Source organism: Burkholderia sp. MBR-1 (assembly GCF_013822785.1).
GTDB classification, from domain to species: Bacteria; Pseudomonadota; Gammaproteobacteria; order Burkholderiales; family Burkholderiaceae; genus Burkholderia; species Burkholderia vietnamiensis.
In genome coordinates this window covers 1,906,588-1,924,444 of sequence record NZ_CP053610.1, presented here as the reverse complement: position 1 = coordinate 1,924,444, position 17,857 = coordinate 1,906,588, and the positions used below count along the sequence as shown (strand labels likewise).

The window sequence follows — 17,857 nt, the reverse complement described above, 5'->3', positions numbered from 1 at the left end:
ATAAGAAATCAATAGGTCACGGCGCTCGCCTGCTCGCGGACCGCGACGGCGCCGGGCAGCGGCGCGGCGAGGTCGGGGCCGCGCTTCAACCAGCGCCGCGCGAGCGCGAAGAACGTGACGATCAGCACCACGTAGAACGCGGCGAACATCGCGAGGCTGCCCGCCACCGGGGCGGCCGCCACGGCCGACGCGGCGTCGCTCGTGCGCAGCAGCCCGTAGATCACCCACGGTTGCCGCCCCACCTCGCGCACGATCCAGCCGGCTTCCACGGCGACGTACGGCAGCGGAATGCAGAGCACCCACGCGATGAGGAGCCTGCGCCTCGCGAGCAGCCGGGCCAGGTCGCCGCGCGCCTGATACACCGCGTACGCCGTCCACCCGGCGAGCAGCGCCAGCACGAAGCCGATGCCGGCCATCGCGCGGAACGCGTAGTAGATCAGCGGGATCATCGGCGGCTGGTCGGCGCGCGGGAAGTCGGCGAGGCCTTTCACCTGCCCGTGCAGCGAATGCGTGCCGATGACGCTCAACAGCCCCGGGATTTCGATCGACCAGTCGTTGCGCTGTCGCTGCTGATCGGGCCACGCCAGCAGCGACCACGGCGCGCCGGTGCCGGGTGCGTTGGTGGTCCAGTGGCCCTCGATGGCCGCGCCTTTCGCCGGTTGCGTCGCGAATACGCTGACGCCGCTCGAATCGCCGAGCCAGATCTGCAGCGGTGCCACCACGGCGAGCATGACGAGCGCGAGCTTGAACGAGCGCGCAAAGAACGCGGGTTCGCGGCGGCGAAGCATCTGCCATGCGGAGATGCCGGCGATCACGACCATCCCCGTCTCGATCGCGGCCACCCACATGTGCGACACGCCCCATGCCATGTCCGGATTGAAGATGGCGGCCACGTAGTCCGTCACCACCAGCTTGCCGTCCACCAGCTTCACGCCCGCGGGGGTTTGCATCCACGAATTCGCCACCATGATCCAGAACGCGGAGAGCGTGGACCCCAGCGCGACCATCGACGTGGCGAACAGGTGGACCTTCGGCGACACGCGGTTCCAGCCGAGCATCATCACGCCGACGAACCCTGCTTCGAGCATGAACGCCATCGCGCCTTCGAAGCCGAGGATGTTGCCGAAGAACGACCCGCTGAACTGCGCGAACCCGGCCCAGTTGGTGCCGAACTGGAACTCCATCGGAATGCCGCTCACCACGCCCACGGCGAAGTTCAGCACGAGCAGGCGGCTCCAGAAGCGCGCGTGGCGGTAATACAGCGCGTCGCCGGTGCGAATCCACAGCGCTTCGACCAGCAGCAGAAACGCCGAGAGGCTGATGGTCAGGATCGGCCACAGGATGTGGAAGATCGCGGTCATGGCGAACTGCGCCCGCGACAGGCTGACGACGTCACTGAGCATGATCGTGCTCCCCGGCGTTGAGCGCCACGGCGAACGCGGCGGAGTCCGGCCCGACCGCGGCCGCGCGCACCACTTTGACCGGCACCGACTTGTACGACGGCGTGCGGCTTTGCGGATCGAAGGCGTCGAGCGGCACGAGCGGGTTCGCTTCCGGATAGTAGGCGCCGCAGCAGCCGTCGGGCAGCGAGTATTCGACCACCTTGAAGCCGCGCACGATGCGTTCGATGCCGTCGGCCGCGAGCGCCACGATATCCACTCGTTCGCCGGGATGCAGGTTGCGTCTGCCGAGCTCGCGCGGATTCATGAACACCACGTCGCGCTGCCCGAACACGCCGCGATAGCGGTCCGAATGCGAGTAGAGCGTGGTGTTGTACTGGTCGTGGCTGCGCATGGTCGTGAGCCGCAGCGCATCGGGATCGTCGTGATGAAGGTCTTCATCGAGGCCGCTGAACACGAAGAAATTCGCGCGTCCGCTCGGCGTGGCCCACACGCGCTCGCGCGCCGTGGAAGCCAGATGGAAACCGCCCGGCACGCGAATGCGTTCGTTGTAGGCCTGGAAGATCGGCAACACGGTTTCGATGGCGTCGCGAATGCGGTCGTAGTTCGCGACCAGCTGCTCCCAGGGCACGCGCGACGCATGACCGAGCGTCGCGCGGGCGATGCCGGCGACGATCGCCGGCTCGCTGCGGAGGTGGGCCGAGGCCGGCGCATTGCGCCCGGCGGACGCGTGGACCATCGACATCGAATCCTCGACGGTGATCGATTGCGGCCCGTCGGCCTGCAGGTCGATTTCGGTGCGGCCGAGACACGGCAGGATCAGCGCGTCCTTGCCGTGCACGAGATGGCTGCGGTTGAGCTTGGTCGCCACGTGCACGGTCAGGTCGAGCGTGCGCATCGCGGCCTGCACGCGGACCCAGTCGGGCACGGCCGCCGCGAAGTTGCCGCCCAGCGCGATGAAGACGCGCGCGTAGCCGCGCATCATCGAATCGATGGCGGCCAGCACGTCGTGGCCGTGCGCGGCGGGCGGGCGAAAGCCGAAGGCGCGCTCGATGCCGTCCATCAGCGCGGGCGTGGGCTTTTCGGTGATGCCGACCGTGCGGTTGCCCTGCACGTTCGAGTGGCCGCGAACCGGGCAGATGCCCGCGCCCGGACGGCCGATATTGCCGCGCAACAGCGCCAGATTCGCGATCTGCTGCACGTTCTCCGTGCCGCGCCGATGCTGCGTGAGCCCCATGCCGTAGACCAGAATCACGTTGCGCGCCTGCATGTAGACCTGCGCGGCGTTCGCGATGTCGGCGTGCGAGAGCCCGGCGTGGCGTTCTATCGCGTCCCACGACGTGGCGCGCAGGTCGGCCAGCAACGCGTCGATGCCGACGGTGTGGCCGGCGATGAAGGTGGTGTCGAGGATGCGCGGCGCGCCTGCGGCGAGCGCGGCATCGTCCGCTTCGACGAGCGCTTTCATCATGCCCTTGAGCACGGCCACGTCGCCGCCCACGCGCACCTGATAGAGGAACGTGCTGATGGGCGTGGAGCCGAGCGTCGCCATTTCGAGCGGGTCTTGCGGCGCGGCGAAGCGTTCCAGCGCGCGCTCGCGGAACGGATTGAACGAGACGATCTTCGCGCCGCGCCGCGACGCCGCATGCAGGTCGCTCATCATGCGCGGGCTGTTCGTGCCGGGGTTTTGTCCGAAGATGAAGATGGCGTCCGCGTGCTCGAAGTCTTCGAGCAGCACGGTGCCTTTGCCGACGCCGATCGACTGCGGCAGCCCGACGCTCGTGGCCTCGTGGCACATGTTCGAGCAATCGGGAAAATTGTTCGTGCCGAATTCGCGCACGAACAGCTGATAGAGGAATGCCGCTTCGTTGGAAGCGCGGCCCGACGTGTAGAAGTCGGCCTGGTCGGGATGGTCGAGCGCATTCAGGTGCTTGCCGATCAGCGCGAACGCCGCGTCCCACTCGATGGGCACGTAGCGGTCCGATGCGCGCTCGTAGACCATCGGGTGCGTGAGGCGCCCGGCCATTTCGAGGTCGTAGTCGTCCCAGGTTTCGAGTTCCGCCACGCTGTGCGCGGCGAAGAACGCCGGCGTGCAGCGCTTCGCCGTGGCTTCCCAGGCCACGGCCTTGGCGCCGTTCTCGCAAAACTCGAACGACGACGTGTGCTTCGGGTCGGGCCACGCGCAGCCGGGGCAGTCGAACCCTTCGGGCTGGTTCATCTGCAGCAGCGTCTTCGCGCCCGACACGGCGATGCCCTGCACCGCGAGCGCTTCGCCGGTTGCCTTGAGCGCACCCCATCCGCCGGCGGGTTCGCTGTAGATGCGTACGACTTTGTTGCGAGCCATGTCAGATTCCTCGTTTCGGTAGCTTCGATCGTCGTCGCTTCGCGTTCGGCGCGATTGAGTCGTTGCCTTGCGCGTTGCGGATTCGCACGTTGCGGTGCGTGTCGGCGTGCGTCGGCGTGCGTCGTGCGGTGCGGGTTCAGATCCAGTTTTTCGAAGCGCCGGCCGCGGGCCGGTCGGCCGGCGCGGAATGCGACGCGCGATGTGTCGCGCGCGGGGGCAGCGCATCGCTCGAACCGGTCAACTGCGTCGCATGCGTCGCGGCGGCGCGCGCTGCGGGGCGATACGCTGCGCTTTCGGCCGGGGCGGATGCGTCCGGCGCATCGCTTGCGATGCGTTCCAGCGGCAACTGCATGTCGGCGCCGACGGAAAGCACGGCGTCGTCGAACGTCGGCAATCCGGCGACGTGCGTGAGCGCCGCGGCCATGGCCGCCAGCGCGACCGCGCGCCAAGGCTTCATGGACCTGATGTCGATCGGCTTCATGTCAACTCTCCGGGCAGAACGGACGCCGATGCGAGCCGACATGGGCGAGCGGTGAATTCATGAGCCGATATTGCCGGTTCGCGTGCGCGAGGGCTTTCGAATTCGCCCGGCGTGCGGTCGATTTGCACGATGGCGGGCGAGGCGAGGGCGCGAAGCCGCGCAACCGGCGCGGGTGGCGACCGAGCCGAGCGGAAAAATGCAGGCTTGCGACGAAAAGGCGGCGGCCGGTTCGATACCGATGCGGTGCGTGACAGGAGCGGCGTCGAACGCCGCTCGCAGTTTGTGGAGGATGTGGCCGCGCCGTTTTACGGATTCAGGCGGGGCGGCGCGCGCCTGCCGCGGCGCATGGCCGATGCGTTCCGGTACGGGGGCATGCGGCGCGCGATATCAAACCGCGCTGGCCTCGTCGATCTTGCGGATATCGTCGTCGTCGAGCGTCACGCGCATCGCTTCGCCGAGCAGCGCGAGTTGCGCGAGCGAGGTGGCGCTCGCGATCGGCGCGGTGATCGTCGGGCGCGCGATCTGCCATGCGAGCGCGATCGCGGCCGGCTCGGTGCTGTGCTTCGCCGACACCTCGTCGAGCGCCGCGAGGATGCGCAGGCCGCGCGCATCGAGATAACCGGCGACGCGATCGCCGCGCACGCTCTTCTTCAGATCCGCCTCGCTGCGATACTTGCCGGACAGGAAGCCGCTCGCGAGCGCGTAGTAGTTCACGACGCCGAGTTTCAGCTCGCGCACCACCGGCTCGAGATCGCGCTCGTATTCGGCGCGGTCGACGATGTTGTATTCCGGCTGGATCACCTGATATGCGGGGAGCCTGTGGCGCGTGCTGATGTCGGCGGCTTCGCGCAGCCGCGCGCCGCTGTAGTTCGACGCGCCGATGATGCGCACCTTGCCCGCGTCGATCAGCGTCTGATACGCGCCGAGCGTTTCTTCGAGGGGCGTGTCGGCCAGATCGCGGTGCGAGAAATACAGGTCGATGTAGTCGGTCTGCAGGCGGCGCAGCGAATCGTCGGCGGCCTTCAGGATATTGTCCCGGCTCAGTCCCTCGCGCCCCTTGAGCATGCCGACCTTGGTCGCGATCACGACGCGCTCGCGCTTGCCCGAGCGCTTGAGCCACTTGCCGATGATGGTCTCCGACTCGCCGCCGCGGTTGCCGGGCGCCCAGGCCGAATAGACGTCGGCGGTGTCGATGAAGGTGATGCCGGTGTCGGCGAGTGCATCGAGCAGCGCAAACGATGCGTTCTCGTCGACGGTCCAGCCGAATACGTTGCCGCCGAAGGCGAGCGGGGAAACCTGAATGTCAGACGTGCCGAGGGTGCGTAGTGCCATGCTGTTCTCCGGAATCTGCGGGATGGGCCCGGACCGAATCCGACGCGATGGCGAACGATCGAACTGCCTGCGTCGGTGTCGCGGGGCGCACGAACATTCTCGCTGATCGGCTCGGAACGTGCAGCGCGTGCAGCGCCGTCGACACGGAGAAATGGCGGTGAATGGCGGAGGATCCGTCCACGATGGACGCAATACTTGCTGCTGCGGCAGATACGCCAGCCGCCGCGCCCGGCCGAGGCGGTATGAAAACCGGCAAGCCGCCACTCGCGCGCAGCGGCTGATCGTGCACTCGCTATCGAAGTTGCACGGCCGCCAGAAACAGCACCATGCTGCCGATCGCGCCATCCAGCACGCGCCACGCGACGGCCTTGCGGAACCATGGCGCGAGCAGTCGCGCGCCGTATCCGAGCGCCACGAACCAGACGATGCTCACCGACATCGCGCCGATCGCGAAGGCGAATCGCGCGCCTTCCGGTTCCCGCGCGCCGGCCGTGCCGATCAGCAGGAACGTGTCGAGATAGACGTGCGGGTTGAGCCACGTGAACGCCAGCGTCATCAGCACGATCGACACCGCGCGTTGCGGCGGCGCGACGGCGTCGCCGCGCACGTCGAGCGTGTCGTGCCCCGGCTTGAGCGCACGGCGCAGCGCATTGACGCCGAACCACGCGAGATAGGCGAGGCCCACGTACAGCACCACGTGGACGAAGGTCGGATAGCGCTCGACGAGCACCGACGCACCGCCGACGCCCGCACCGATCAGGATCATGTCGGACAGCGCGCACAGCAGCACGATCTTGCCGACATGCGAGCGCATGATGCCTTGCCGGAGCACGAACGCGTTCTGTGCGCCGATGGTGACGATGAGCGACCCGCACAGCGCGGCGCCGTGGGAAAAGGCAATCCAGTTCATGATGGGGAATCGAGGCGGTAGACGGGTGAATCGGTTGGCGCTAGTCTGCAGGCAGCGTCCAGATAAGAGAAGCTAATTCACCTAATGCGGATTAAGGAAATCTAATGCTCGACTACGCGTTGCTCGACGCCCTCGCGGCCGTGATCCGGCACGGTTCGTTCGAACGGGCGGCGAAGGAGCTGAACGTCACGCCATCGGCCGTATCGCAGCGCGTGAAGCTGCTGGAGGAGCGCGTCGGCAGCGTGCTGGTCAAGCGCGGCCAGCCGTGCGTCGCGACGACGTCCGGCGCGCTGCTGTGCCGGCACACCGAGCGCGTGCAACTGCTCGAAGCCGAGCTGGGCGGCCGGATGCCGGCGTTGCCGGGCCAGAGTGCGGGCGCATGGCCGACGTTGCGCGTGGCCGTCAACGATGACAGCGTCGCGACGTGGTTCATCGATGCGGTCGGGCCGTTCTGCACCGAGCGCGAGACGCTGCTCGATCTGGTGATCGACGACCAGGACTACACGGCCGCGCGCATTCGCGACGGCAGCGTGCAGGGTGCGGTGACGGCGCAGGCCGAACCGATCCAGGGATGCAGGTCGATCCGGCTCGGACGCATCCGTTATCGCGCGGTATGCTCGCCGGCGTTCCACGACCGCTACTTCGGCGCGGGCATCACGCGCGATGCGCTGCGCCGCGCGCCGTGCGTGATGTTCAATTCGAAGGATGGGCTGCAGGCGCGTTTCATCCGGCGCGTGACGCGCGCGGACCTCGATCCGCCGCAACACTGGATACCGCACGTCGCGGGCTATCTGCGCGCATGCGAAACGGGGCTGGGATGGGGCATGTGCCCGGACCGGATGGTCGATCGCCAGCTCGCGGCGGGCGAACTGGTCGACATGTCACGCGGACGGACCGTCGATATCGAGCTGTACTGGCAGAGCTGGCGCCTGTCGATCGGCTGGCTCGACGATTTCAGTGCGGCGCTGAAGGCGCGCGCCGCTCTGTTTCTCGACTGAGCGGCGCGGCAAGGCTGCGGGCGGCGCGCGTGTCGTGCGCCGCCGCGAGATCAGACGTGATGCAGGCCGTCGAAGTCGACGATTTGCACGAGGCGGCCGCGCATTTCGATCAGGCCGCGCTTCTGGAATTTCGACAGCGTGCGGCTGACCGTTTCGAGCGTCATGCCGAGGTAGCTGCCGATGTCTTCGCGCGTCATCCGCAGGTTGAACTCCGACGGCGAGTAGCCGCGCTTCAGGTAGCGCGACGACACGTCGAGCAGGAACGCGGCGACGCGCTCCTCGGCGTTCAGCGAGCCGAGCAGCATCGTCTGCGTCGTTTCGCGCACGATCTGCTCGCTCATCAGCTTGTGCATGCGCAACTGCACCGAACCGGCTTCCGAGCACAGCGACTTCAGCGCGCTGTACGGAATCACGCAGACGGAGCTGTCTTCCAGCGCGACCGCGGTACGCGGGTGCGTGTCGTCGCAGATGCCGTCGAGGCCGAGCGCTTCGCCGGCCAGATGCAGGCCGGTGACCTGCTCGCGGCCGTCGTGGCGCGTGGCGACGGTTTTCAGCGAACCGGAGCGCACGGCGAACAGGTTGTCGAAGTTGTCGCCCTCGCGGAACAGCGCTTCGCCGCGCTTGACCGGACGGGATGCGCAGATCACCGACTCGAGACGGCTGAGCACTTCGGGCGCCAGGCCCTGCGGCATGCACAGGTGCCGCATCGCGCACGACGAGCAGTGCGGTGCCTGACGGGGAGCCCAGTTGGCCGCAGCAGACGTGGCGGCGGGACGCGTGGCGACGGGCGTCAACATGATCGTTTACTCCGGCATTGAATTGATGAAATCATTGTCCCACCGCAAGCTCGGGCTGTCGGGTGACAAAACGTCGCGATGGCGCGCACCTGCCACGGACGCCGCTACGCGGTGGGCGCACATCGTTCAGCTGTGCTGTTCGTCCGCGTGCGCGGCGGCCGGGATCAGCAGCACGGGCAGCGTCGCATGGCGCACGCACTGTTCGGCGATGCTGCCGAGCACCAGCCGGCGGAACCCGCGGCGCCCGTGCGTGCCGAGCACCAGCAGATCGGCGCCGAACGCCTTCGCACCGTCGAGGATCAGCGCCGACACGTCGTTCAGCGACGATGCCTCGTTGATCCGCGTGGCGCCCTTCACGCCGGCCGCCTCCATCTGCTTCGAGAACTCCGCCGCGAGCGAGTTGCCCTGGGCGAGCAACTGGTCGCGCAGCACGGACGGATCGTAGCCAGGCACGTTGTAATAGATCGCGGCGTTTTCGACGACGTAGAACGGTTGCAGTTCGGCGCCGTGTTCCTTCGCGAGCGCGAGGGCTGCATCGAACGCGTGGCGGGACGTGTCGCTGCCGTCGATGGCAACGAGGATGCGCTTGTACATGGTGTCTCCGAGTGGCGGGTTGAACGACGAAAGCCGGCCGGATGGCCGAGCCGACCGTGCACGGCTGCGGGGCAGCGTAAACCAACGGCCGTGATTCTGCAGCGTCGTGCCGGGCGGCGCGCGCCCATGAGTACGCAGCGTTCATTGAATCGCAATAATCTCGCGCGGATATGACGTCGATCAATTCCGGTGCATCGAAACCGGCGCGGGCGGGGTGTCCTTCACGGACGATGCCGATATTGCCGGATGTGTCGGCACGGCGCTGGATGGGCGTGTGTGGCGTGTGCGGCGACAGGCAGCGTTTCGAACGTTCGATTGAAACGCGAGGGGCTTGCCGATGGCGCCGCCGGGCGTGTCGACGTCGTTGAATTCGATGCTGGACGGGTGCGGGAGAGGCGCTCGCGCCGACGCTTTCCTCGCGGCGAAGCGTGTCGAATCGAAGCAAATCCCGTTCCGGACACGACGGGAAAACGGTGGGCGGGCGGTCGCCACAGTCGTGCGGCGTACGCTGATTTGTCCTGATTTATTTCAGCTAGAACCCGCGTTTCCTACAGAGTATGATTCCTTTCCTGCGAAGCGGCGACAGGGGACGCAGTCTCGCCGCCTCTGCCCGCACCGGGGCGCCGCAACACCCTTAACGACGGGCAGCGAACAACAAACAAGGGACTAGAGGTGGCGGATTCATGCAAGCGACTACTGCCTTCACGCACCGCGGTTATTTGTTGAATTGCGCGCCCGCGCGCGCGAGCGACGGTTCATTCAAGCCCTACGTCGTGATCTCCCGATCGAGCGACGGAGAGCTCGTCGCGAACCGTTTCTTTCCGACCGAGCTCCAGTTCAACGACGAAGGCGACGCGATCGCGCACGCGCGCGACTGGGCCGTGCGCTGGATCGACGCGAGCAGCATCACGATCTGACGTCGCAGGGCGGCAATCGCGTCGGCCATCCGGCCGATACCCTGGCGTGCCGCCGCCGATCGAAAACGCGGTAATCTTGCGGAACCCGTTACTTCATGAGCGGCCGCGCCGATGCGCGGCCGCCTGCATTGGCATATGTCGACATCACCCGCCCGTCAGTGGGGCCTCGAAGAAATCGTTGCCGGCTTGCGCGAATCGCGCGAGGAACTGCATCGCACCCGCCATCCGCGCGGCATCCGTGAACTGCCGTCGCGCGACGCGATCTGCAAGATCGTGACCGGCCTGCGCGCGTCGATGTTTCCGACGCATTACGGCGCGCCGGATCTCACCGACGAAAGCGTCGACTATTACGTGGGTCATACGCTCGAGAGCACGCTGCGGATCCTCTCCGAACAAATTCGCCGTGCGTTGCCGTTCCTGCCCGAGCACGCGGACACGCCGTTCGTGGCACTCGACGAACGCGCGTTCGAGATCGCACGCGAGTTCGGGCGGCAGCTGCCGTCGATTCGCGCGCTGCTGGTGAGCGACATCCAGGCGGCGTACGCGGGCGATCCGGCCGCGCAGCACATCACCGAGATCCTGCTCTGCTATCCCGGCGTGCTCGCGATGATGCACCACCGGCTCGCCCATGCGCTGCACCAGCTCGGTGTGCCGCTGCTCGCGCGCTTCATCAACGAGATCGCGCATTCGGCCACCGGCATCGACATCCACCCCGGTGCGCAGATCGGCCCGAGCTTCTTCATCGACCACGGCACCGGCGTCGTGATCGGCGAAACCGCGATCATCGGCGAGCGCGTGCGCGTGTACCAGGCCGTCACGCTCGGCGCGAAGAGCTTCCCGGCCGACGGCGACGGCGCGCTGGTGAAGGGCAACGCACGCCATCCGATCGTCGAGGACGACGTGGTGATCTACGCGGGTGCGACGATTCTCGGCCGCGTGACGATCGGGCGCGGCTCGGTGATCGGCGGCAACGTGTGGCTCACGCACAGCGTGCCGCCCGGCACGAGCGTCGCGCAGGGCAAGGTCCGCGAGGGCGGCAGCGCCGAGAAGCCGTAACGCGGCGGGCGAGCGGGGCCGCGCGCGGTCGCGCGACATCCGACGCAGCGGCCGGCGCGGCGGCCGACGACCGGCCTCGCGGTCAGCGAGGCGACATGCGTTTCATCCCGGATACCGGATACTGGATACCGGTTGCCAGCGGCTGCAGGCAGCGCGCTGCGCCGCCGCTTATCCGGCGTCAATGCTTGCCGGCCGGCGATCGGTGCTTGTACAGCACGTCCTGATCGACGCGGATCAGGTTCTGCCCCGCATCGACGACGAAATCCACGCCGTTGTAGGCGCTGCCGGTGAGCAGCAGGATCGCGCTCGCCACGTCGTCGGGGCCGGCGATGCGCGCGAGCGGTGTCGACGCGCGGCTCGCGTGTTCGAAGTCGGCCTGCGTTTGATCGTCGCTTGGCAGCATCAGCCCCGGGAACACCGCGTTCACGCGCAGCACCGGCGCCGACGAAAGCGCGAGCATCTGCGTGAGGTTGCCGAGCGCCGCCTTCGCGACCGTGTAGCTGAAGTGGTCGCGGTGGAAGTTCTCCTTGATCTTCTGATCGACCACGTTGACCACGACGCCCTGCGCGCCGGCCGCGCGCGCCCGCTCGTAGAACGCACGCGTGAGGAGGATCGGCGCGCGGCAGTTCACGGCCCACGCCTGATCGAACGCCGCGAGTTCGAAGCTCGGAAAATGGTCCTGCCAGAACACCGACGCATTGTTGACCAGCACGTCGAGGCGGCCGAAGCGCGCATACACCTGATCGATCAGCGCGCTGATCTGCGCGGCATCCGACAGGTCGGCCTGCAGCGCGACTGAATCGTGCCCGCGTTCGGCGATCGCGCGGGCAGCCGTATGGGCGGCGTCGGCCGAGCGATCGTAGTGGATCGCGGTGCGGTAGCCGTGATCGGCGAAATACTCGGCGAATGCGCGCCCGGCCCGGCGCGCGGCGCCGGTCACGAGCACGACGGGCGTGTTCGCCGCTTGCTTCAGGGGCTGCATTACGTGTTGGTGAGGTTGACTGAAGAAGGGTTCGCGACGATCGACAGGAATTCGCGCCGCGTCGACGGATCGGTGCGGAACGTGCCGAGCATGCGCGACGTGACCATTTCCACGCCGGGCTTGTGCACGCCGCGCGTCGAGATGCACTGGTGCGCGGCTTCGAGGATCACGCCGACGCCCTTCGGCTGCAGCACGTCGAACAGCGTATCGGCGATCTGCACGGTCATCTTTTCCTGGATCTGCAGGCGCTTGGCGAAGGCATCGACGAGGCGCGCGAGCTTCGAGATGCCGACGACGCGATGGTTCGGCAGATAGGCCACGTGCGCACGGCCGATGATCGGCACCATGTGATGCTCGCAGTAGCTCTCGAAGCGGATGTCCTTCAGCACGATCATTTCGTCGTAGCCGTCGACTTCGCTGAAGGTGCGCGCGAGGATGTCGCGCGGCTCCAGCGCATAGCCGGCGAAGAACTGCTCGTATGCGCGCACGACCCGCGCCGGGGTGTCGAGCAGGCCTTCGCGGGCCGGATCGTCGCCGGCCCAGCGCAGCAGCACGCGAACGGCATCCTCGGCTTCTTCCCGGGTCGGCCGGGAGGCGGCCGGTTCGGGCCGCGTGGTTTTCTTACCCATCTTCTGATCGCTCCATCGAATGCAGCCGCCAGCGGCGGCGCGGATATCCGGACATTGTTTCATGCTTTGGCCGCCCGTGCGTACGTGCGTACCGCCTGCCGCGCGCCTCCGCTACTTCGGCCATTCGTCCTGCTCGTCGTTGAACAGCGACGCGACGACGCCGCGCAGCCACGCGGTGCGCGGATCGTTGTGGAACTTGCGATGCCAGTGCTGCTTCAGGTCGAAGCGCGGCAGCGGCAGCGGCGGCTCGACCGGCACGATGAACGCGTGCTCGGCCGCATACGCGTAGCCGATCGCATGCGGCACGGTCGCGATCAGGTCGGTGCGGCTCAGGATGAACGGCAGGCTCATGAAGTGCGGCGTCTCGAGCACCGCGCGGCGCTGCATGCGCTGCTTCGCGAGGTGTTTCTCGAGCACTTCCTGGCTGCGGCCTTCGGCGCGCACCACCGCATGTCCGCAGCCGAGGAACTGCTCGATCGTCAGCGGGCGCGCGTGTTCGAGCGGATGGCCGCGCCGCATCAGGCAGACGAACCGGTGCGTGAACAGCCGCTGCTGGAAGAAGTTGTTGCCGTCGAGATCGGGGAAATAGCCGACCGCCAGATCGATCGAGCCGGCTTCGAGCCCGCGGCCCACTTCGTCGTGCGACAGCGATACCGAACGCAGGTTCGCGTGCGGCGCCAGGCTCGCGAAGGCCTGCAGCAGCTTCGGCAGGAACACGATCTCGCCGACGTCCGACAGCGCGATCGAGAACGTATGCATGCTCGCTGCCGGATCGAAGTCGTGCGGCGCGACCAGGCCGCGCTCGATCTGCGCGAGCGCGTCGCGCGCGGCCGGCAGCAATGCCAGCGCGCGCGGCGTCGGCTCCATCCCGCGCGACGTGCGCACGAACAGCGGATCGCCGAAGTAGGCGCGCAGCCGGCCGAGCGCCGTGCTCACGCGCGGCTGGCTCACGCCGAGCAGGTCGCCGGCGCGGCTCACGTTGCGCGTGTCGTCGAGCGCGACGAGATAGGGAATCAGGTTCAGATCGAGCGCGTCCATCGCCGGGCCAATATCTTGAAAATGAATAGAACATATCCGCTGAATCGCGTTGCCGGATAGTCGGGAAAGCGCTGAAATGTGTTCCACGATTCGAATTAATGTTCAGGAGACGAACAATGCGCACCCAGGTCGCCATCATCGGCGCCGGTCCTTCCGGCCTTTTGCTTTCCCATCTGCTGCGCCTGCAAGGCGTCGATTCCATCCTCGTCGAAGCCCGCTCGCGGGAATACTGCGAGAACCGCATTCGCGCCGGCGTGCTCGAGCAGGGAACGGTCGACACGCTGAACGAAGCCGGCCTCGGCGACCGGATGCGGCGCGAGGGGCTCGAACATCACGGCATCGAGCTTCTGTTCTCCGGCCAGCGTCACCGGATCGACCTGAGCGGGCTGACCGGCGGCCGCGCGATCACCGTCTACAGCCAGCACGAGGTCGTGCGCGACCTGATCGCGGTCGGCGATACGCACGGCCATCAGATGCACTTCGACGTCTCGGACGTGGCGCTGCACGACGTGGAGAGCGACCGTCCGTTCGTCACGTTCACCCACGCGGACGGCCGCGCCGAGCGCATCGACTGCGACTACATCGCCGGCTGCGACGGCTTTCACGGCATCGCGCGGCAGACGGTCCCCGCCGAGAAGCTGAACACGTTCGAACGCGTCTATCCGTTCGCGTGGCTCGGCATCCTCGCGGATGCGGCGCCGTCGCTCGACGAGCTCGTGTACGCGCATCACGACAACGGCTTCGCGCTGTTCTCGATGCGCTCGCCGACGGTCACGCGCCTCTATCTGCAATGCCGGCCCAACGAAGACCTCGCCGAATGGTCCGACGCGCGCATCTGGGACGAACTGCACACGCGTTTCTCGAACGACACCGGCTGGACGCCGACCGAAGGCCCGATCACGCAGAAGAGCGTGACGCCGATGCGCAGCTTCGTGTCGGAGACCATGCAGCACGGCCGGCTGTTCCTCGCCGGCGACGCCGCGCACATCGTGCCGCCGACCGGCGCCAAGGGGATGAACCTCGCGGTCGCCGACGTGCGCGTGCTGTCCCGCGCGCTCGGCGCGCGCTACCGCGATGGCGACGCCGCGCCGCTCGAGCGCTACTCGGCGACCTGCCTCGAACGCATCTGGCGCGCCGAGCATTTCTCCTACTTCATGACGAACATGCTGCATTCGTCGCCCGACGATTCGCCGTTCGTCAATCGCCTGAAGTTCGCCGAGCTGAAGTACGTGACGCGCTCGCGGGCCGCCGCGCAGTCGCTCGCCGAAAACTACGTCGGCCTGCCGTTCGACGACCAGCTCGCCTCCGATGCAACCCGCCTTGACAACGCGCTGTGCGCGACTCTATGATCGGCAATCGTTCGCTAATCGAATCAAGGTTCGATAGGCGAACAAAAGCCGAGGGTCGACGACGGCCTGCGGCGCGGCACGCGCTCCGCGTGTCACTTCGACAGGCCGCGCATCGTGCCGCGGGTTCGTATCAGGAAGAGACATGGTCAACAAGATTTTCGAATCGCTTCAAGCGGCGGTGGCGGACGTTCACGACGGCGCGACCATCATGATCGGCGGCTTCGGTACGGCGGGCATGCCGTCCGAGCTGATCGACGCGCTGATCGAGCAGGGCGCGCGCGGCCTGACGATCGTCAACAACAACGCGGGCAACGGCGAGACGGGGCTGGCGGCGCTGCTGAAAGCCAAGCGCGTTCGCAAGATCATCTGCTCGTTTCCGCGCCAGAGCGATTCGCAGGTGTTCGATGGGCTGTACCGTGCGGGCGAGATCGAGCTGGAGCTCGTGCCGCAGGGCAACCTCGCCGAGCGGATCCGCGCGGCCGGCGCCGGCATCGGCGGCTTCTTCACGCCGACGGGTTTCGGCACGAAGCTCGCCGAAGGCAAGGAAACGCGCGTGATCGACGGCAAGTCGTACGTGTTCGAAACGCCGATCCATGCGGACTTCGCGCTGGTGAAGGCGTACAAGGGCGACCGCTGGGGCAATCTCGTCTATCGCAAGACGGCGCGCAACTTCGGGCCGATCATGGCCAGCGCGGCGAAGGTCGCGATCGTACAGGTGTCGGAAGTCGTGCCGCTCGGCGCGCTGAACCCGGAACACATCGTGACGCCGGGCATTTTCGTGCAGCGCGTCGTCGAAGTGCCGCAGGCCGCGCATGCGGCCGAGCTGGCTGCCGAACGCGCCTCGCAAGCCGCCTGACGGCCCGAACCTCGTATGGGACCGGCGTTCGCGCGGCAGCGCCCGCGCCGGTCGACAGGAGAACCGAAATGAAACGACTGACCCGCGATGAAATGGCCAAGCGCGTCGCCCAGGACATCCCCGAAGGCGCGTACGTGAACCTCGGCATCGGCGTGCCGACGCTGGTGGCGAACCACCTCGATCCGAGCAAGGAGATCTTCCTGCACAGCGAGAACGGCCTGCTCGGGATGGGCCCGGCGCCCGCGCCCGGCGACGAGGACGACGAACTGATCAACGCCGGCAAGCAGCACGTGACGCTGCTCACCGGCGGCGCGTATTTCCACCACGCGGATTCGTTCGCGATGATGCGCGGCGGCCATCTCGACTACTGCGTGCTCGGCGCGTTCCAGGTGTCGGCGGACGGCGACCTCGCGAACTGGCATACCGGCGCGCCCGACGCGATTCCGGCCGTCGGCGGCGCGATGGATCTCGCGATCGGCGCGAAGCAGGTGTTCGTGATGATGGAGCACCTGACGAAGCAGGGCGAGAGCAAGATCGTCGCGCAGTGCTCGTATCCGGTGACGGGCGTGCAGTGCGTGAGCCGCATCTATACGGATCTTGCGGTGCTCGACGTGACGGCCGACGGTCTCGCGGTGAGCGAGATCTTCACCGACCTGTCGTTCGACGAACTGCGCAAGCTGACCGGCGTGCCGCTGATCGACGCGACGCGCAAGGCGGCGGCCTGAACGGCAAGCGGGCCGGCGTGCGCGTTCGATCGCACGCCGGCCCGCTTCGGTAGACAATAGCCGCACGCCGTTTTTCCACTCTGACGCCATGCTCGAAGACAGCGCCCGCCTCACTTCCCTCATCTGCGGCACCGAGCCGCTCAACCGGATCTGGTCGCCGCGTGCGACGATCCAGCGGATGCTCGACGTCGAGGCGGCGCTCGCCCGTGCGCTCGCCGCGCAGCAGGTGATTCCCGCGGCGGCGGTCGCGCCGATCGAACGCGCCTGCGACGCCGGCCGGCTCGACGGCGACGCGCTCGCACAGGGCGCCGCGCTCGGCGGCAATCTGGCGATTCCGCTCGTCAAGCAGCTCACCGCGCTGGTGAAGGCCGACGACCCGGAAGCCGCCAAGTTCGTGCACTGGGGCGCGACCAGCCAGGACATCATCGACACCGCGACCGTGCTGCAGCTGCGCGACACGCTCGACGTGCTCGAGCCGCTGCTCGACGAAGCGTGCGCGTCGCTCGCGACGCTCGCTCGCGCGCATCGCGCGACGCCGATGATCGGCCGCACATGGCTGCAGCAGGCGCTCCCCATCACGCTCGGCCTCAAGTTCGCGCAATGGCTCGATGCGCTGCTGCGTCATCGCACGCGCTTCGCCGAATTGCGCGAACGTGCGCTGGTGCTGCAGTTCGGCGGGGCGGCCGGCACGCTCGCGAGCCTGCGGGAACACGCGGCCGGCGTGAGCGCCGCGCTCGCGGCCGATTTGAAGCTCGCGCTGCCGGCCGTGCCGTGGCATACGCAGCGCGATCGCATCGCGGAAGCCGCGTCGTGTTTCGGGATGCTCGTCGGCACGCTCGGCAAGATCGCGCGCGACGTGTCGCTGCAGATGCAGACCGAAGTGGGCGAGCTCGGCGAACCGGCCGCGGCCGGCAAAGGCGGCTCGTCGACGATGCCGCACAAGCGCAACCCGGTCGGCTGCGCGGCGGTGCTCACCGCCGCGACGCGCGCGCCGAACCTCGTGGCGACCGTGTTCGCGGCGATGGTGCAGGAGCATGAGCGCGCGCTCGGCGGCTGGCAGGCCGAATGGGACGCGCTGCCCGACCTCGCGCGCCTGACCGGCGGCGCGCTCGCGCAGATCGCGCAGATCGCCGCGGGCCTCGACGTCAACACCGAGCGCCTCGCCGCGAACCTCGACGTCACGCACGGGCTGATCCTCGGCGAAGCCGTGATGCTCGCGCTCGGCGACCGGATCGGCCGGCTCGATGCGCACCATGTCGTCGAGCATGCGTCGAAGCAGGCCGTGCGCACCGGCGCGACGCTGTTCGACGTGCTCGCGGCGGATCCGGCCGTATCCGCCCACCTGTCGCGCGACGCGCTCGCGCAGCTGCTCGATCCCGCTCATTACGTCGGCGAGGCGCACGCCTACGTCGACGCCGTGCTCGCGCTGCACGCGGGCGCGCAATAACCAGG

General features: G+C 67.7%; 17 protein-coding genes. 7 read left to right on the top strand and 10 right to left on the bottom strand.

Features of this window, described 5'->3' with window-relative positions; translation table 11 throughout:
* Positions 1-8: 8 nt before the first annotated feature.
* The 5 genes from MBR110_RS23220 to MBR110_RS23200 form a co-directional block, all read right to left on the bottom strand.
* Positions 9-1,403: a cytochrome ubiquinol oxidase subunit I gene (locus tag MBR110_RS23220; RefSeq protein WP_045578366.1), complete on the bottom strand. Its 1,395-nt coding sequence runs from the start codon at positions 1,401-1,403 to the stop codon at positions 9-11.
* Positions 1,393-3,741 carry an FdhF/YdeP family oxidoreductase gene (locus MBR110_RS23215; RefSeq protein WP_069246398.1) on the bottom strand — a complete coding sequence of 783 codons (2,349 nt, stop codon included), beginning with the start codon at positions 3,739-3,741 and terminating at the stop codon, positions 1,393-1,395. Before MBR110_RS23215 ends, MBR110_RS23220 begins: the two co-directional genes overlap by 11 nt.
* A gap of 136 nt (positions 3,742-3,877) precedes the next feature.
* Positions 3,878-4,222 (bottom strand): hypothetical protein, encoded by a 345-nt coding sequence (locus tag MBR110_RS23210; protein ID WP_181709358.1) that lies wholly within the window; start codon positions 4,220-4,222, stop codon positions 3,878-3,880.
* Positions 4,223-4,609: 387 nt separating this feature from the next.
* On the bottom strand, positions 4,610-5,554 hold the full coding sequence (locus MBR110_RS23205) for an aldo/keto reductase (protein WP_059734648.1): 945 nt from the start codon (positions 5,552-5,554) through the stop codon (positions 4,610-4,612).
* Between the two features lie 292 nt (positions 5,555-5,846).
* Positions 5,847-6,464, bottom strand: a complete 618-nt coding sequence (locus tag MBR110_RS23200) for a LysE/ArgO family amino acid transporter (RefSeq protein ID WP_060092059.1) — start codon at positions 6,462-6,464, stop codon at positions 5,847-5,849.
* Between the two features lie 104 nt (positions 6,465-6,568).
* Between MBR110_RS23200 and MBR110_RS23195 the strand changes: the two genes are divergently transcribed.
* Entirely contained in the window at positions 6,569-7,462 is an 894-nt protein-coding gene (locus tag MBR110_RS23195; protein WP_176300503.1) for a LysR family transcriptional regulator ArgP, read from the top strand.
* A gap of 50 nt (positions 7,463-7,512) precedes the next feature.
* Here the strand turns inward: MBR110_RS23195 and fnr are convergent, their stop codons facing one another.
* Together fnr and MBR110_RS23185 are read right to left on the bottom strand one after the other, a co-directional pair.
* Positions 7,513-8,259, bottom strand: coding sequence for a fumarate/nitrate reduction transcriptional regulator Fnr (gene fnr / locus MBR110_RS23190; protein WP_011881094.1), 747 nt, complete (start codon positions 8,257-8,259; stop codon positions 7,513-7,515).
* Positions 8,260-8,385: 126 nt separating this feature from the next.
* Positions 8,386-8,853, bottom strand: a complete 468-nt coding sequence (locus MBR110_RS23185) for a universal stress protein (RefSeq protein ID WP_181709357.1) — start codon at positions 8,851-8,853, stop codon at positions 8,386-8,388.
* 683 nt (positions 8,854-9,536) lie between these two features.
* Here MBR110_RS23185 and MBR110_RS23180 point away from each other — a divergent pair.
* Both MBR110_RS23180 and epsC read left to right on the top strand, forming a co-directional pair.
* Positions 9,537-9,770: a hypothetical protein gene (locus tag MBR110_RS23180; protein WP_011659947.1), complete on the top strand. Its 234-nt coding sequence runs from the start codon at positions 9,537-9,539 to the stop codon at positions 9,768-9,770.
* Positions 9,771-9,905: 135 nt separating this feature from the next.
* Entirely contained in the window at positions 9,906-10,826 is a 921-nt protein-coding gene (gene epsC / locus MBR110_RS23175; RefSeq protein ID WP_034193451.1) for a serine O-acetyltransferase EpsC, read from the top strand.
* 178 nt (positions 10,827-11,004) lie between these two features.
* On the opposite strand, the gene MBR110_RS23170 is transcribed toward epsC, so the two are convergent.
* The 3 genes from MBR110_RS23170 to MBR110_RS23160 form a co-directional block, all read right to left on the bottom strand.
* Positions 11,005-11,808: an SDR family oxidoreductase gene (locus MBR110_RS23170; RefSeq protein WP_011881090.1), complete on the bottom strand. Its 804-nt coding sequence runs from the start codon at positions 11,806-11,808 to the stop codon at positions 11,005-11,007.
* On the bottom strand, positions 11,808-12,437 hold the full coding sequence (gene folE, locus MBR110_RS23165) for a GTP cyclohydrolase I FolE (protein WP_011881089.1): 630 nt from the start codon (positions 12,435-12,437) through the stop codon (positions 11,808-11,810). Before folE ends, MBR110_RS23170 begins: the two co-directional genes overlap by 1 nt.
* 111 nt (positions 12,438-12,548) lie before the next feature.
* The gene (locus MBR110_RS23160; RefSeq protein ID WP_041494033.1) at positions 12,549-13,475 is read right to left on the bottom strand and encodes a LysR family transcriptional regulator; all 927 of its coding nucleotides are present in this window, start codon (positions 13,473-13,475) and stop codon (positions 12,549-12,551) included.
* Positions 13,476-13,591: 116 nt separating this feature from the next.
* On the opposite strand from MBR110_RS23160, the gene pobA reads away from it, so the two are divergent.
* From pobA to MBR110_RS23140, 4 genes are all read left to right on the top strand, one after another.
* Complete coding sequence (gene pobA / locus MBR110_RS23155) at positions 13,592-14,824, top strand: 4-hydroxybenzoate 3-monooxygenase (RefSeq protein WP_014724220.1); 1,233 nt, start codon at positions 13,592-13,594, stop codon at positions 14,822-14,824.
* A 142-nt stretch (positions 14,825-14,966) separates the two neighbouring features.
* Positions 14,967-15,680 (top strand): 3-oxoacid CoA-transferase subunit A, encoded by a 714-nt coding sequence (locus tag MBR110_RS23150; protein WP_011881086.1) that lies wholly within the window; start codon positions 14,967-14,969, stop codon positions 15,678-15,680.
* A gap of 68 nt (positions 15,681-15,748) precedes the next feature.
* Positions 15,749-16,405 carry a CoA transferase subunit B gene (locus MBR110_RS23145; protein ID WP_059549795.1) on the top strand — a complete coding sequence of 219 codons (657 nt, stop codon included), beginning with the start codon at positions 15,749-15,751 and terminating at the stop codon, positions 16,403-16,405.
* 88 nt (positions 16,406-16,493) lie between these two features.
* Positions 16,494-17,852 (top strand): 3-carboxy-cis,cis-muconate cycloisomerase, encoded by a 1,359-nt coding sequence (locus MBR110_RS23140; protein WP_011881084.1) that lies wholly within the window; start codon positions 16,494-16,496, stop codon positions 17,850-17,852.
* Positions 17,853-17,857 lie beyond the last annotated feature (5 nt).

Coding starts and splice junctions, on each gene's coding strand:
- MBR110_RS23200 (WP_060092059.1), bottom strand. CDS start 6,464: ATGAACTGGATTGCCTTTTCCCACGGCGCCGCGCTGTGCGGGTCGCTC.
- MBR110_RS23185 (WP_181709357.1), bottom strand. CDS start 8,853: ATGTACAAGCGCATCCTCGTTGCCATCGACGGCAGCGACACGTCCCGC.
- MBR110_RS23150 (WP_011881086.1), top strand. CDS start 14,967: ATGGTCAACAAGATTTTCGAATCGCTTCAAGCGGCGGTGGCGGACGTT.
- folE (WP_011881089.1), bottom strand. CDS start 12,437: ATGGGTAAGAAAACCACGCGGCCCGAACCGGCCGCCTCCCGGCCGACC.
- MBR110_RS23215 (WP_069246398.1), bottom strand. CDS start 3,741: ATGGCTCGCAACAAAGTCGTACGCATCTACAGCGAACCCGCCGGCGGA.
- MBR110_RS23160 (WP_041494033.1), bottom strand. CDS start 13,475: ATGGACGCGCTCGATCTGAACCTGATTCCCTATCTCGTCGCGCTCGAC.
- fnr (WP_011881094.1), bottom strand. CDS start 8,259: ATGTTGACGCCCGTCGCCACGCGTCCCGCCGCCACGTCTGCTGCGGCC.
- MBR110_RS23170 (WP_011881090.1), bottom strand. CDS start 11,808: ATGCAGCCCCTGAAGCAAGCGGCGAACACGCCCGTCGTGCTCGTGACC.
- pobA (WP_014724220.1), top strand. CDS start 13,592: ATGCGCACCCAGGTCGCCATCATCGGCGCCGGTCCTTCCGGCCTTTTG.
- MBR110_RS23220 (WP_045578366.1), bottom strand. CDS start 1,403: ATGCTCAGTGACGTCGTCAGCCTGTCGCGGGCGCAGTTCGCCATGACC.
- MBR110_RS23145 (WP_059549795.1), top strand. CDS start 15,749: ATGAAACGACTGACCCGCGATGAAATGGCCAAGCGCGTCGCCCAGGAC.
- epsC (WP_034193451.1), top strand. CDS start 9,906: ATGTCGACATCACCCGCCCGTCAGTGGGGCCTCGAAGAAATCGTTGCC.
- MBR110_RS23210 (WP_181709358.1), bottom strand. CDS start 4,222: ATGAAGCCGATCGACATCAGGTCCATGAAGCCTTGGCGCGCGGTCGCG.
- MBR110_RS23180 (WP_011659947.1), top strand. CDS start 9,537: ATGCAAGCGACTACTGCCTTCACGCACCGCGGTTATTTGTTGAATTGC.
- MBR110_RS23140 (WP_011881084.1), top strand. CDS start 16,494: ATGCTCGAAGACAGCGCCCGCCTCACTTCCCTCATCTGCGGCACCGAG.
- MBR110_RS23205 (WP_059734648.1), bottom strand. CDS start 5,554: ATGGCACTACGCACCCTCGGCACGTCTGACATTCAGGTTTCCCCGCTC.
- MBR110_RS23195 (WP_176300503.1), top strand. CDS start 6,569: ATGCTCGACTACGCGTTGCTCGACGCCCTCGCGGCCGTGATCCGGCAC.